This window comes from Leucobacter chromiisoli, from assembly GCF_016522505.1.
GTDB lineage: Bacteria > Actinomycetota > Actinomycetes > Actinomycetales > Microbacteriaceae > Leucobacter > Leucobacter chromiisoli.
Genome location: NZ_JAEHOH010000006.1, coordinates 80364 through 94726 on the forward strand (window position 1 = coordinate 80364; position 14363 = coordinate 94726).

At 73.2% G+C, this 14363-nt stretch carries 12 protein-coding genes; 5 read left to right on the forward strand and 7 right to left on the reverse strand.

Annotated elements, in window-relative coordinates; genetic code table 11:
• Window positions 1–96 precede the first annotated feature (96 nt).
• Complete coding sequence (locus JD276_RS04780; RefSeq protein WP_200114422.1) at window positions 97–1644, forward strand: glycosyltransferase family 2 protein; 1548 nt, start codon at window positions 97–99, stop codon at window positions 1642–1644.
• On the opposite strand, the gene JD276_RS04785 is transcribed toward JD276_RS04780, so the two are convergent.
• Window positions 1631–2653 carry an acyltransferase family protein gene (locus JD276_RS04785; RefSeq protein WP_200114423.1) on the reverse strand — a complete coding sequence of 341 codons (1023 nt, stop codon included), beginning with the start codon at window positions 2651–2653 and terminating at the stop codon, window positions 1631–1633. The two genes, JD276_RS04780 and JD276_RS04785, sit on opposite strands and share 14 nt — an antisense overlap.
• A 103-nt stretch (window positions 2654–2756) precedes the next feature.
• On the opposite strand from JD276_RS04785, the gene JD276_RS04790 reads away from it, so the two are divergent.
• The 3 genes from JD276_RS04790 to JD276_RS04800 all read left to right on the forward strand — a co-directional run bounded on the left by JD276_RS04790 (window position 2757) and on the right by JD276_RS04800 (window position 7343).
• On the forward strand, window positions 2757–4154 hold the full coding sequence (locus JD276_RS04790) for a threonine/serine exporter family protein (RefSeq protein WP_200114425.1): 1398 nt from the start codon (window positions 2757–2759) through the stop codon (window positions 4152–4154).
• Between the two features lie 205 nt (window positions 4155–4359).
• Window positions 4360–5721 (forward strand): sugar porter family MFS transporter, encoded by a 1362-nt coding sequence (locus JD276_RS04795; protein WP_233615361.1) that lies wholly within the window; start codon window positions 4360–4362, stop codon window positions 5719–5721.
• Between the two features lie 11 nt (window positions 5722–5732).
• A complete protein-coding gene (locus tag JD276_RS04800; protein ID WP_307866451.1) occupies window positions 5733–7343 on the forward strand; it encodes an amidohydrolase in 1611 nt (536 codons plus the stop codon).
• A 55-nt stretch (window positions 7344–7398) separates the two neighbouring features.
• Here the strand turns inward: JD276_RS04800 and JD276_RS04805 are convergent, their stop codons facing one another.
• Genes JD276_RS04805 through JD276_RS04830 form a run of 6 tightly spaced genes read right to left on the reverse strand, consistent with a single transcriptional unit; the run spans window position 7399 to window position 13071 of the window.
• Entirely contained in the window at window positions 7399–8211 is an 813-nt protein-coding gene (locus JD276_RS04805; RefSeq protein ID WP_200114429.1) for a hypothetical protein, read from the reverse strand.
• A gap of 56 nt (window positions 8212–8267) precedes the next feature.
• The gene (locus JD276_RS04810; RefSeq protein ID WP_200114431.1) at window positions 8268–9644 is read right to left on the reverse strand and encodes a sensor histidine kinase; all 1377 of its coding nucleotides are present in this window, start codon (window positions 9642–9644) and stop codon (window positions 8268–8270) included.
• On the reverse strand, window positions 9634–10311 hold the full coding sequence (locus tag JD276_RS04815; RefSeq protein WP_200114432.1) for a response regulator transcription factor: 678 nt from the start codon (window positions 10309–10311) through the stop codon (window positions 9634–9636). The genes JD276_RS04810 and JD276_RS04815 overlap by 11 nt, the downstream gene beginning before the upstream one ends.
• A gap of 59 nt (window positions 10312–10370) precedes the next feature.
• Window positions 10371–11141 carry a histidine phosphatase family protein gene (locus JD276_RS04820; RefSeq protein WP_200114433.1) on the reverse strand — a complete coding sequence of 257 codons (771 nt, stop codon included), beginning with the start codon at window positions 11139–11141 and terminating at the stop codon, window positions 10371–10373.
• Window positions 11138–11989: a helix-turn-helix domain-containing protein gene (locus tag JD276_RS04825; protein ID WP_200114434.1), complete on the reverse strand. Its 852-nt coding sequence runs from the start codon at window positions 11987–11989 to the stop codon at window positions 11138–11140. Before JD276_RS04825 ends, JD276_RS04820 begins: the two co-directional genes overlap by 4 nt.
• A complete protein-coding gene (locus JD276_RS04830; RefSeq protein ID WP_200114435.1) occupies window positions 11980–13071 on the reverse strand; it encodes a substrate-binding domain-containing protein in 1092 nt (363 codons plus the stop codon). Before JD276_RS04830 ends, JD276_RS04825 begins: the two co-directional genes overlap by 10 nt.
• Window positions 13072–13288: 217 nt before the next feature.
• On the opposite strand from JD276_RS04830, the gene JD276_RS04835 reads away from it, so the two are divergent.
• Entirely contained in the window at window positions 13289–14317 is a 1029-nt protein-coding gene (locus JD276_RS04835) for an autoinducer 2 ABC transporter substrate-binding protein (RefSeq protein ID WP_200114436.1), read from the forward strand.
• Window positions 14318–14363: the final 46 nt, after the last annotated feature.

Here is a 14363-nt window from a genome sequence, read left to right on the forward strand (position 1 = left end):
GCGGGCTAGCCTGGCGCTGTAGCCGAGTTCGCCGGCGGCGGCCGCGGGGGACCCGGCGCCCGGCTCGCTCCAGCCGAAGGAACACAGGGGGGATCCGTGAACGGTCGGGAACCGCGCGTCAGCGTGATCATGCCGGTGTACAACTCCATGCCCTATCTCACGGGGACCATGGAGTCGCTGCTCGCCCAGGATCTGGGGGAGGGCGAGCTCGAGGTGATCGCGGTCGACGACGGTTCGACCGACGGCTCGGGGGAGGAGCTCGACCGGTTCGCCGTCGCCGACGGCCGCGTCACCGTCGTCCACCAGCCCAACAGCGGCTGGCCGGGCATGCCCCGGAACCGGGGCCTCGGCCTCGCTCGCGGCCGGTATCTCTTCTTCATGGACTCCGACGACACCATGGAGCCCGAGACGCTGCGGCGCCTCGCCGACATGGCCGACGCCGAGGGCATGGACGTCGTGATCCCGAGGATGGAGGGAACGGGCGGGCGCCTCGTGCAGTCGCTCTTCACCAAGCACCCCCACGGCGACGTCTCCATCGCCCGGGCGATGGAGACCCTCTCGCCGCAGAAGCTCTTCCGCCGAGACCTCGTCGAGGCTCACGCCCTGCGCTTCCCGGAGGGGCGGGTGCGCCTCGAGGACGGCATGTTCGTGACCCGCGCCTACCTGCTCGCCCGCAGGATCGGCATGTGGGCCGAGCACCCGCTCTACTACATCGCCCAGCGCGACGACGGGCAGAACATCTCCTCGCGCGACATCGACCCGGCGGGGTACGCGGGCTCCGTGAGGACGATCGCCGAGATCCTGCGCGAGCACGTGGAGGACCGGGACGAGGCGGACCGGCTCGTCTTCGAGCTCTTCCTGCGCAAGGGGCTGCGCTTCTACGCGCCCAAGCGCTGGCTGAAGATGAGCCCCGAGCGGCAGCGTCGCTGGATGGAGCTGCACCGCGAGTACCTGGCCGACCTGGTGCCGGCGGAGCTCGACCCCACCGCTCCGAAGCAGGCCGATCGGCTCAAGCTCGAACTGATCCGGGCCGGTGACGCGGCGGCGATGGACGCGGTCGTGCGCGCAGCCGTCGCGCTGGGGCACACGGCGACCCTGGTGGAGGTGCGGCCGATGCGGCGGACGCTCGAGCTCGTGGTCGCCGTCTCGGCCCGCGAGAACGCGTTCGCCGAGCAGCTCGCCGGCCCTCGCGCGGCGTGGAGGCGGGGTCTCGCCGGCGCGGCGCGGTCGCTTCTCGCGCCCCTGCTCGACCGCCGCAGGGGCCGGATCCTCTACCGGCGGATCGAGCGGGCGCTCTGGGGCGAGCAGCCGCTGACGCTGCAGCTGGCGGGCCGGGACCGGCCGAGCCCCGCGGTGCTCGCCGCGATCCTCGCCCCGGCGGGCGCGGGCACGGAGGGCTCGGCCGGCCTGCCGGCCGACGCGCCGCGCCGGAGCTTCATCGTGCCGGCGGCGACGCTCGGCCGGTACCGCGGGGACATCGCGGACGCCTGGACGGTGGCGCGCAGCGAGGACGGCGTGGACGGCAATCGCGAGCGGCTGCGGGCCGGGTGCGATCTGCCGCTCAAGGCGAGCGTCGGGCGCCGCCGCGTGCGCGTCTACGAGACGAACCAGGGCAACGCGAGCCTCGACGTCAGGAAGGGCTGAGGGACCGGTCCGCGCCGCGCCGCTCCTGGCCCGTGAGCCACGGGGACAACGGGGTGCGCAGGCCGATCAGTCCCACCGCAAGCGGGACGAGGAACGCGACGGCGAACACGACGACGCGCGGACCCGGCACGTCGAAGAACAGGGGATGGGCGAACACCACGGCGAGTGCGGGGAGCGCCAGCCAGGTGAGGCAGCGCGAGACCCGCCCCGCCGGGACGACGCGCTCGGCGACGAGCACGAGTGCGAAGGAGATCGCGACGGCGCACAGGAGCGAGAGGACGGGCGTGCCGTAATCGCCGGCCTTGATGTCGACGGGCGCCGAGACGTCGAAGAGGATGAGCGCCGCGCTCGCCGCGAGCAGGGCGATGCCCGTGAGGAGCGGTCGCGCGATCGACGACCGGAGGGAGCGGCACGCGGCGCCGGCGGCGAGCAGCACGAGGCACGGCACCGCGGAGGCGACGCTCAGGGGAGTCGCCGCGAGCTCCGGCCCCCAGAGATACCCCGAGGCCGTGCCCGCGAGGATCGCGGCCCACCGGGCCCACCCGGGCAGCCGCTCGAGGAGGCGGTATCCGAGCGTGGCGAAGAAGAGCACCGACACGAACCAGATCGTCGTGTAGGGCTGGGTCGCGCCGGCCCCTCCGTAGAGCCCGGCCGCGACGTCGCCGGAGACGTCCTCGCCGGCCGCGATCCCGAACGCGACGAGGCAGACGGTGAGGATCGCGAGCCAGGCGACGTACGGGCGTCCGAGCGATCGGAGCCGGGATCGGAGCTCGGCCCCGACCGCCCGGCCGGGCTTCCACAGGTAGCCGCTCAGGAAGAAGAAGACGGGGACGTGCCAGGTGTAGAGCAGCTTCGCCGTGTTGTCGTACCCCCAGATGTGGCCGGCGACGATGGCGACGACGCTGAGCAGGCGCACGGCGTCGATGGCGCCCGAGCGCTCCTTGCCGGAGCGCTCCGCGCGCCCCTCCGGCCCACCGCCCGAGCTTCGAAGTTCTCCCCGTCTCCCCATACGGACACGGGACTCTATCACGGCGCTGTGGGACCGGGCCCGGGCGCGGGCGGGAGGCGCGACGAGGAGGCGGCGATCAGCCGCGCACCGGCAGAATGGGGGCATGCAGAAACCACGCCGGCGGCTCCTGGCGTCCGTGCGCCGGGCCCTCCACGCGGATGCCCGGAGCGCCACCCCCACGGAGGCCCTCGCCGTCGTGGACGACGGCACGGCCGTGCGGGTGCTCGACCTCGCCATGCGGATCGCGGAATCGATGCTCGGCGTCGGCGCCTCGGCCCACGAGGTCACCCTCGCGGCGACCCGGGTGGCGGAGCACTACGGGCTGAACCCGACGCACGTCGACGTGACCTACAATTCGATCACCGCCTCGTTCCACCGCAGCGGGGAGGACCGGCCGATCACGCTGCTGCGCGTGGTGCGGCAGGCGGTGACCGACCACGCGAAGCTGCAGCGGCTCCAGGCGCTGGTGACCGACATCGGCGACGGGCTGCCGCTCGAGGAGGCCCGCGCCGAGTACCGGCTGATCAGGCGGACCCCCTTCCTCTACCGGCCCGTCGTCGTGATCGTCTCCCGAGCGCTGCTCGCCGTCGGGGTCGCGGTGATGTTCGGCGCCTCGCCCACGATCCTCGGGGCCACCTTCGCCGCCGCGCTCGCCGCCGCGGCGACCCAGGCCTGGCTCATGCGGCTGCGGGTGCCGTCCTTCTTCAGCCAGATCGCCGGAGCGCTGGTGATCACGCTCGTCGCGGTCGCGGTGTCCGAGCTGGCGAAGCTCGGGATCGGGCCGTTCGAGGACGTGCGCCCCTCGGTGATCGTGGCGTCGGGCATCGTGATGATGTTCGCCGGCATGACCGTCGTGGGCGCCGCTCAGGACGCCATCGACGGCTTCGCCCTGACCGCAGGCGGGCGGATCCTCGAGCTCATCATGCAGACCCTCGGCGTGGTCATCGGCATCGTCGTCGGGCTCGGGCTCACCCGGCTGTTCGGGCTCAGCATCGACCTGCCGCAGCACGCGCAGCAGTTCGCCGGGCCGGGCCACCAGCTCGTCGGGGCGGTCGTCGCGGCGGTCGCGGTGGCGCTGCTGAACGGCGGCGGCGCCCGGATCCTCGCGGTCAGCGCCGTACTCAGCGCCATCGCGATGCTCGGCCACTTCCTCAGCATCGGGGTCGGGATCGAGGAGGCCGCCGCGAGCGGCATCGGAGCGCTGGTGGCGAGCTTCGTCGGCACGCTGGTCGCGCATCGGCTCCACGTCCCGTCGGTCGCGGTCACCACCGCGGCGATCATCCCGCTCGTGCCGGGCGGCGCCGTGTTCCGAGGGCTGCTGGCCCTCGCCCAGTCGGACGGCTCGGTGCCCGTCCTCATGACCGGGGCCGGTGCCCTGGTGCTCGCCGGCATGATCGGCGTGGGGCTCGCGGTGGGCGCGTCCCTCGGCCTGTACCTCGGCACGCCCGTCCGGGCGACGCTCGACGGCGTCGTGCGGTCCCGGATGCGCGCGGGGCGCTGACGCGACGGCCCGGGTATGCCCGGGCCGGGGAGTTTGACGCTGATCGTGTCGGTGCGCCAGACTTCTCGCAAGCGGGCAATCGCCTCGGACCGGATCCGGCGCAGACGCTCGAGGCCGCGACACGAGGTGGTGTGGGCAGATGGTCGATGTCGGTCAGAATGCGGGTTCGGGAGTGCTGCCCACGCCTCCGATATCGCGGGTGGTGATGATCGCGGCGGCGGCCGCGATGGGTGGCTTCCTCTTCGGCTTCGACACGGCCGTGATCAACGGCGCAGTCGGCGCCGTCGGCAAGTGGAGCGGGGCCGGGCCCCTGCTCCTCGGCTTCTCGGTCGCGAGCGCGCTCATCGCCTGCGCGATCGGCGCGTGGTTCGCGGGGCCGCTCGCCGCCAGGTTCGGCCGCATCCGCGTGATGCAGGTCGCCGCGGCCGTGTTCTTCATCTCGGCGCTGGGATCTGGCCTCGCGTGGGACATCTGGTCGCTGACGGTGTTCCGCTTCGTCGGGGGCTTCGGCGTCGGCGCCGCCAGCGTGATCGCCCCGGCGTACATCGCCGAGGTCTCTCCCGCGAATGTCCGCGGTCGCCTCGGGTCGCTGCAGCAGCTCGCGATCGTGGTCGGCATCTTCGTCTCCCTGCTCAGCAACTACGCGCTCGCCCAGGCCGCCGGCGGCGCCGGCAGCGTGCTCTGGCTCGGGCTCGAGGCGTGGCGATGGATGTTCATGGCGGAGTGCCTGCCGGCGGTGATCTACGGCCTCCTGGCCTTCAGGATCCCCGAATCGCCGCGATTCCTGGTGGGGAAGGGGCGCACGGAGGAGGCCGAGCGGATCCTCGAGCACTACGTCGGCGGCACCCCGACGGAGAAGATCAAGGAGATCCGCGCGACCCTCGACTTCGAGGCGACGCAGTCGATCACCGTCATCAAGGGGCCCCGCTTCGGGCTCGCGCCGATCGTCTGGATCGGGATCCTGCTCTCCCTGTTCCAGCAGCTGGTCGGCATCAACGTCATCTTCTACTACTCGACGATGCTCTGGGAGGCGGTCGGCTTCGACGAGTCCGACGCGCTGCTCACCGGCGTCATCACCTCGGTGGTGAACATCGCGACGACGATCGTGGCGATCCTGCTGGTCGACAAGATCGGGCGCAAGCCGCTGCTCGTCATCGGCTCCGTCGGCATGGCCATCACCCTGGGCACGATGGCCTACATCTTCGGCACGGCGCCCACCGAGATGGTCGGCGGCGAGGTGCAGCCGGTGCTCTCGGACGCCGCGGGCGTCGTGGCGGTGCTGGCGGCGAACCTCTACGTCGTGTTCTTCGGGGTCAGCTGGGGGCCGGTGGTGTGGGTGCTGCTCGGCGAGATGTTCAACAACCGCATCCGCGCCTACGCGATCTCGGTGGCCGCGGCCGCGCAGTGGGCGGCGAACTTCCTCGTGTCGATCACCTTCCCGCCGCTCGCCGATGCCGGCCTCGGACTGGCCTACGGCCTCTACACGGCGATGGCGGTCCTGTCGCTGTTCTTCGTGTGGAAGTTCGTCCGCGAGACCCGCGGGCGCGAGCTCGAGTCGATGGAGTAGCGCCGGTGCGCGTGAGCGATCCCACCGCGACCCGCTTCACCGGGCGCTTCGTCCGCACCGACCGCGACCCCGAGGACCCCGCCTCGCTGGCCGAGGCGATGCTCGTCGAGAACGGCCGCATCGCGGCGCTCGGATCCCGCGACGAGGTGCCCGCGCAGCGGGGCGTCGACGACGTCGACCTGGGGGAGGGATGGGCCGTGCCCGGCCTCATCGAACCCCACGGCCACCCCTCGGAGGCGGCCGTGCAGCTCAGCGACGCCGTCGTGGACATCCGACCGGTGGTGATCGGGACTGCCGACGGCGTGTGGCAGCGCATCCGCGCCGCCCTCGCGGCGGGGCCCGAGCGGGTGCTCGCGAACGGCTGGGATCCGCTGCTGCAGCGGGGCCTCGCGGCGCCGACGATCCGGGATCTCGACGCGCTGGCGGGCGACACCCCGCTCGTCATCGTCCACAACTCCGGGCACTCGCTCTACTTCAACACCGCCGCGGCCCGCGAGGCGGGGATCGACCGCGACACCCCGGATCCCGCGGGCGCCTCCTTCGGCCGCGACGCGTCGGGCGAGCTCGACGGCGTCGCACTGGAGGCGGCCGCCGTCTTCCGCGTCGCGGGCCCCGCCATGCAGGCCGCGGAGGCGCGCCTGCCCGAACTCATGGCCTCCTATCTCGGCGGCCTGCGGCGAAGCGGGATCACGACGGTGGGCGACCTCTCGTGGTCGCGCCCGCTCGACGCCGTCATCCGCGGCCTCCAGGAGAGCGGGAGCCTGTCCGTGCGCCTGCGCACCTACGAGATGTCGAAGCCGGGCGGGCGGCCCGGCGTCGAGCTGCGCAACGGCGACGCCCGGCTGCGGCAGGTCGGCGTGAAGGTCTGGTCGGACGGCTCGCCCTGGGTCGGCAACATCGCCACGTCCTTCCCCTACCTCGACACCCCCGCGACCCGTGCGCTCGGGCTGGGGCCGCACCACGTCGGCCGCGCGAACTACACGACCGATCAGCTCATCGAGATCGGCGGGCAGTACGCGGGCGACGGGTGGCAGCTCGCCTGCCACTCGCACGGCGACGTGGCGATCGACAGCACGCTCGACGCCTACGAAGAGCTGATCGGGCGCTTCGGGCTGGGCGATCACCGCTTCAGGGTCGAGCACTGCGGCCTGATGACCCCCGAGCAGTTCCGCCGGGCGAGCCGCCTCGGCGTCACCGTGAGCCTCTTCGTGGACCACATCACCTACTGGGGCGACGTGCTCGTCGACGATCTCTTCGGCCCGCGCGGAGCGGCCTGGGCCGACGCCGGGGCGGCGTTCGCGGCCGGGCACCGGGCCACGTTCCACAACGACGGCACGGTGACGCCGTGCGAACCGCTGCGCAACATGGCCGTCGCCGAGACGCGCACCTCGCGCACCGGCCGGCACCTCGACGGCGGCACCCCCGCGGCGCGAGCCGACACCCTGCGGGCCCACACCGCGAACGCCGCGTGGCAGCTGCGCAGCGAGCACGAGATCGGCGCGCTCTCGCCGGGTCTCTACGCCGACTTCACGGTGCTCGACGTGGACCCGCGCGCGGTCGGACCGGAGGCCCTCGCCTCGGGCCGGGTGCTCGCGACCGCCGTGGACGGCGTGCTCGAGTAGGGGCGCCGGGAGTGCCGGCGCCCCATCGGGATCGGGGCCGGATCCCCGTCGGCGGTCAGTCGTCGAGGTCCGTCGACAAGACCCCGAGGTCGGCGTCGAGCGCCACCTCGACCTCGCGGTCGGCGTCGAGGCGCACGGTGACCTCCGAGGCGACGCCGCGATCATCGGAGGAGGAGACGGAGTCGACCCTCCCGTCGGCGCCGTCGGAGACGCGCGACGCCTCTTCGAGCGCGGCCGCGACGATCCGATCGAGGCCGTCGAGGTCGAGGGCGGGATCCCGCGTCGTGTCCGAGTCGTCGCGGTCGATGAGCTCGGCCTCGCCCCCGTCGGCGGGGACGAAGACGTCGGTCTCGGTGCCGCCGCTCAGCAGCACCTCGACCTCGTAGCCTCCCGCCTCGACGTCGATCGAGGTCGCCCCGGCGCCGTCGACGGCGGCGATCGCCGCCTCGGCCGCGTCGCGCAGGGCGGCGCCGTCGGAGGCCGGGAGCGATGCGCCCGGCCCGGCGTCCTGCCCGAGGCCATCGCGATCGTCCGCGAGGTCGCCGCGATCGTCCGCGTCGTCGCCGCGGTCGGCGTCGCGATCCGCGCGATCGCCGTCGTCTGCGCGCGCAGCGCGGTCGGCCGCCGCCGCGGGGGAGTCATCGCGATCGTCGGCGATCTCCATGCCGATCGCGAGGCCGCCGCCCGCGAGCAGCAGGGCCGCTCCGACCCCGATGCCGATGATCGCCGGGCGGCCGAGCCGGCGCTTCGATGTCGCGGGGGGCGCCGGGGGCGCCGGGGCGGTTCCGTCGGCCGGGACCCCGCCGTGCTCCCGGTACTGGTGGTCGTCGGTGGGCTTCTCGTCGGTGGGCTTCTCGTTCTCGTTCATGCGTCCAGCCTCTCGCGCGGGTGCTGAAGCGCTTCTGAAGCCGGCTGAAGAACGCTTCAGGAATCCGACGCGGCGGGCAGCACCAGGGTGAACACCGCGCCTCCGCTCTCGCCGGAGCCGACCGACACGGCACCGCCGTGGGCGAGCGCCACCTCGCGGACGATCGCGAGGCCGAGCCCGCTGCCGCCCGCATCGCGGGCCCGCCCCTCGTCCAGGCGGAAGAACCGCTCGAAGACCCGCTCCCGCTGATCCGGAGCGACACCCGCGCCGTCGTCCTCCACCGTCACGACGACGCGGTCGCCCTCGGCGCGCACCCGGATCGCGACCCGCTGCCGAGCGTGCCGCGCGGCATTGTCGGCCAGGTTGCGCAGCGCCCGTCCGAGCAGCGCCGAGCTGCCGCGCACCCGGCCGGGCGAGATGCCCCGGCCGTCGACGACCACCCCGAGGCCGCGGAGCCGACGGATCTCGGCGAACGCCAGATCGTCGACGTCGACCACGGCGGCGGGGCCGATGCCGCGGTGCTCGTCGAGCCGGGCGAGCAGCAGCAGCGCCTCGACCAGCTCCTGCATCCTCGCGCCCTCGTGCAGCACGACCTGCGTGAGCTCCTCCGCGGACGTCGTCTCCGGATGCGCGGCGGCCAGCTCGGCGTGCTGCCGCACGGTGGCGAGCGGAGAGCGGAGCTCGTGCGAGGCGTCGCTCACGAACTGGCGCTGGGTCCGCTGCGAGCGCTCGAGCCGGTCGAGCATGCCGTTCATCGTGCCCGCGAGCCGGTCGATCTCGTCGCCCGCTCCTCCGCCGTCGAGGCGCCGGTCGAGCTCGGACGCGTCGATGTCGTCGACCTGGCGTCTCATCCGCTCCACGGGTGCGAGCGCTCGACCCGCGACGATCCAGACCACCCCGCCGATCAGCAGCACCGCGAGGGGCACGGCGACGGCGAGCAGCGTCGCCGCCGTCGCGACCGCCTCGTCGACCTGCTCCAGGGGACGCCCCACGGTGAGCACGCCGGCATCGGTGCGCTCGGACGCGACGAGGTAGGGCTCGCCGTCGATCCGGATCCTCTCGAAGCGATCCTCCGCGACGGTCGGCAGCTCGGCCGCGTCGTCGTCCGAGTAGTCCGGATCCGCCTCGCCATCGTGGTCGTCGTCGAGCGCGTCGTCGCCATCGCGGTCGTCGTCGACCGCGTCGCCGCGGAGCGCGACGAGCGCGTCGCCCTCCGAGTCGCCGACGGAGAAGCTCCCGTCCTCGATCCGGTCGTCGAGGGTCTCGAGGTCGAGGCGCAGCGAGGCCTCGACGCCCGAGGTCAGAGACCCCGAGAGGATCGCGAGGCCCCCCGCGGCCCCGCCCGCGAGCGCGAGCGCGACCACGAGCACGGCTCCGAGCGTGACCCTGGCCTTGATCGATCGGAGCGGGCGCCGGCGGGGTCTAGGCTCCATCGGCCGACAATCGGTAGCCGGCTCCGCGGACGGTCCGGATGGCGTTCTTGCCGAAGGGGCGGTCGAGCTTCGCCCGGAGGTGACCGATGTAGACCTCGACGATGTTCGGGTCGGCGTCGAACTCCTCGCCCCACACGTTCGCGATCACCTCGCGCTTGGTGACGACCTCCCCGCGCCGCCGCATCAGGAAGTCGAGCACCGAGAGCTCGCGGGCGGTGAGCGACACCTCCGTGGCGCCCCGGAACACCTGCCGCGCCGCGGGGTCGAGCCTCAGATCCCCGGCCTCCAGCACGGCGGGCCGCTCGCGAGCCCCCCGGCGCACGAGCGCGCGGATCCGCGCCACGAGCACCGGGTACGAGAAGGGCTTGGTGAGCCAGTCGTCGCCGCCGGTGTCGAGGCCCTCGACCTCATCCCACTCGCCGTCCTTCGCGGTCAGGAAGAGGACGGGCGTCCAGTCGCCTCCGGCGCGGAGCTCGCGGCACACGAGGTAGCCGCTCATGCCCGGGATCATCACGTCGAGGACGATCGCGTCGTAGTCGCTCTCGCCGGCCAGGCGCAGCCCGTCGGTGCCGGTGTGGGCCACGTCCACCGTCATCCCCTCGGCCTCCAGGCCGCGACGGACGCCGTCGGCGAAGCGCACCTCGTCATCCACCAGCAGTATCCGCATGCCTCCAGTGTGTATCGGGAGAGCTGAAGCGCGGCTGAAGCGCGGCTGAAGCGCGCTCGTCAGGGACGTCGGCCGAGCACCTCGCCGGATGCCCCCGGGCCCGCGCCCCGGCCGGCCCCGGGCCCGTGGGCGGGATCCGCGACGCGATCCGCGTCGAGGCCGAGCGCGAGCCCGACGGGGGCGTCGCCGACGGTGAGCAGCTCCCAGAGCCGTGCGCGGGCGCGCTCCGCCTGCGCCTCGGCCCGCTCGGCGAGGTCCGGCGCGCCGGTGGCCCGCGCCTCGGCGGCCTCGTCCTCCATCGCCCGCTCGAGCCGCCGCAGCGTCGATATCGAGGTGTTCTCGAGCTTCGGGAACCGCTCGATCTCGTGCCCCGACACCTCCGAGAGGGTTCGCCGGATGAACGTGCCGTGCGCCACCGCGAGCACGCGCACGTCCCCGTGCTCGGCGAGCACGTCCTCGATCGCCCGCGCGCCGCGCAGGCCGACCTCGGCGTCGGGCTCCATGCCCGGGTAGCGGCGATCCGGCCAGAGGCTCAGCGCCTCCTCGACGGCCAGTCCCTCCGCCTCGCCGAAGTCCTGCTCGGTCAGGCCGGCGTAGGCGCTCCCGAGCGGGATCCCGAGCCCCTCGGCGATGATGGCCGCCGTCTCGCGGGCGCGGTCGAGGGGAGAGCTGACGATCACGTCCCAGCGCTCCCCCTCGGCCGCGAGCCGCTGCGCGGCGGCTCGAGCCTGATCCCGGCCCGTGGCGTTCAGCGGGATGTCGCTGCGCCCCTGCATGCGTGCGGCGAGGTTCCAATCGGTCTGACCGTGGCGGATGAGTGCGAACGTCATGCATCGAGCCTATCGACCGAGTCGGGGAGCGGGCTCCGCCCGCGCACTCTCGCGGCTTCGATCCTCGGCAGGATCTGCACGGGCTCGGCGAGGGCGGAGCTCGTCGGGCTCGCCGAGCCGACGACGGCGTTCGCCAGATCCTCGAGCTTCGCCGAGACGGCGGACACCACGCCGTTCTCGCTCTCGGGCGGGAGGTGCGCCGTGACGGTCACGGGAGGGGAGCCGGCGAAGGCGACGGGGAGGGCGAGGCTGATCTCGATGTTCCCCCGACTGCTGAGGCGCGTCGCGGCGCGCGGCCGGGGCGCCTCGCGGGCGCGCCACTCGAGGATCGCCGCGGTGCGCTCGGGCGAGCCGTCGAACCCCTCGAAGCGCTCGAGGGTGCGGGCGAGGGCCTCGGTCGGCATGCAGAGGAGCAGCGGCGAGCCGGCCGCGCCGTCCCAGAGCGGGATCCGTCTGCCGATCCGCGGGGTCGACGGCAGGACGTAGCGGCCGATGCGCAGGTCGAGGCAGAGCGCGGTGGCGCCGAGGAGCGTCTCGATCGTCACCGTGTGCTCGTTCACGATGGGCTGCCTCGCCCAGTGCTTCGCGAAGCCGTCGAGGATGGCGGGGTCCCCGACGAAGCCCGCGGTCAGCTCGGAGGCGAGGGCGCCCAGCTCGTACTCGTCGCCCCGCTTGCGCACGAGGTCGACCGCCTGCATCGTCGCGAGCAGATCCGCGGTCGAGCTCTTCGCGAGGCCGAGATCGCGCGAGACGTCCGCGGCGCTGGCCCTCCCGATGTGGGCGAGGAAGTCGAGGGCGGCGACGGCGCGGCGCACCGCCGGCGCCCGCGAGGAGTCGTTCACAGCCACGGCGTGTACCCTCCGGCGTTCTGCTCGGTGATCAGCCTCACGGGGATGAGGACGGTGCCCTGCGGGGGGTCGACGCCGCGGCACAGGTTCCTCGCGATGTCGAGCGCCGTGCGGATGATCCGGGCGGGATCCTGCGCGGCGGTGGCCACGATCGGGCCGGCGCCGGTGATCTGGTCGATGGCGCGCGCCCGCCCGTCGACGCTCGCGATCGGGATCGGGCGGCCCGCGCCGCGCGCCACCTCGGACGCGCCGAAGGCGATCGGGTCGCAGACGGCGAAGGCGCCGGCGAGGTCCGGGTGCTCGTCCAGCGCCCGGTGCATCGCCGCCCCGCCGGCCTCGGGGTTGTCGTGATCGCCCCTGATGTGCGCGACGAGCTCCACGCCGGAGAACTCGAGCAGCGCCTCCCGGAAGCCCGCCACCCGGTCGGCGTTGGCGTTCTTGCGCAGCCCGTCGACGACGGCGACCTTCGCGCCGGGGCCGAGGCGGGATGCGAGGAAGCGGCCGGCGAGGAGGCCCGCCTGCGTGTTGTCGCTGCTGACCGACGCGTTCACGCCGCTCATGCGGGATCCCACCGCGACGACCGGCACGTCGGCCCGCTGCGAGTGCCGGAGCTGGCGTCCGAGGGCGTCGGAGTCCACGGAGTCGATGAGTACGACGTCGGCTCCGAGATCCAGGAGCTCCTGCCACTGGGCCTGCTGCCGGTCGGGATCCTCGTCGGCCTGGAGCACGATGAGCTCGCCCCCCGCCTCCTGCATCGCCTCCTCCGCGGCCTCGATGAGGGCGGTGTAGTACTCGTTGTCCCGCGTCGGGATGAGCAGCCCGAACTTCAGGGACTGCTCAGCGGTGAGCCGTGCGGCGGCGGCGAACTCGGCGACCCGCGGGCCGAGGGCGTAGCTGCCGTTCGCCCCGCGGGCGAGCAGCCGCTCGTCGGCGAGCGCCCGGCAGATCCCGAGCACGCTCGTCTTCGGCAGAGCGGTCGCCTGCACGATCGACGCCACCGTCTGCGGCGCGGGCGAGGCGGCGAGGAGCCTTAGGATCGCCGCGGCGCGCGCGACCGCCGGTGAGCGGGTGTGTGGGGTCACTGCGATGTCCCTCCGACGGCTCCGACGCCCCGACGGGCTCCGGAGGATTCGAGCTCCGGTAACGAACAGCTTACGTTTATTGGACCATATGTTGTACTCGGGTTCGGTATATGGTTCACTTTGGGGCAGCGCCGAGCGCTGCCACGACGGAGCGAGCGGCCTGCCGCCGATCACGCGCCACCCGAGGACGGGCGGCGATTCACACTGGGAGACATCAATGAAGAAATCTCGCGCAACACTCATGATCGCCACCGCTGCGACCGCCGGTCTCGTGCTGGCCGGCTGCTCGGGCGGGGGCAACGGCGACGGCGGAGGAGACGGCGGCGGCGATGACACGGTCACCGTGGCCTTCGTGCCGAAGCTCCAGGGCTCGCCCTTCTTCGAGGCGATGAACTCCGGGGCCGAGGTCGCCGCCGAGGACTACGACAACCTCGAGTGGCTCTACCAGGGCCCGACCACCGCAGACGCCGCGGCCCAGGCCGACGTCGTCCGGTCCTTCATCCAGCAGCAGGTCGACGTGCTCATCGTCGCGCCGAACGATCCCGACTCTATGGCCCCGCTGCTGCAGGAGGCCAAGGACGCCGGTATCCGCGTGGGCACGGCGGACACCGACGCCCCCAACTCCGTGCGCGAGGTCTTCGTCAACCAGGCGACCGCCGAGGGCGTCGGGTCGCAGGTCATGGACTCTCTCGCGGAGGCCATGGGCGAGGAGGGCGAGTACGCCGTCGTCTCCTGCGGGGAGACCGCCGAGAACCTCAACTCCTGGATCGAGGCGCAGACGGCCCACCAGGAGGAGAACTACCCCGACATGGAGCTGGTCGACATCGGCTACTCGGGCGAGGACCAGGCGGCGAACGCGCAGATGGCGACCGACTTCATGAACGCCCACCCGGATCTGAAGGGCCTCATCGGGCAGTGCACGACCTCCGCGGTCGGTGTGGCCCAGGCCGTGCGCGACGCGGGCAAGATCGGCGAGGTCTTCACGGTCGGCGTCGGCACGCCGGCGTCGATGGTGCCCTACCTCGAGGACGGCTCGTCGTCGGCCTCGATCCTGTGGGACGTCGAGGAGCTCGGGTACCTCACCGCGTGGGCCGGCCTCCAGCTCGGCCTCGGCGAGGACTTCCAGGCGACCAACGAGGTCAGCGACACGCTGCCCGAGGTGGAGTACATCGCCGACGAGAAGACCCTCATCCTCGGCCCGGCGATGGAGTTCAACGCCGAGAACGCCGCCGGGTACGACTACTGATCGCCCGGGGCTCGGGGGCGGAGCACTCCGCCCCCGAGCCGTTCCC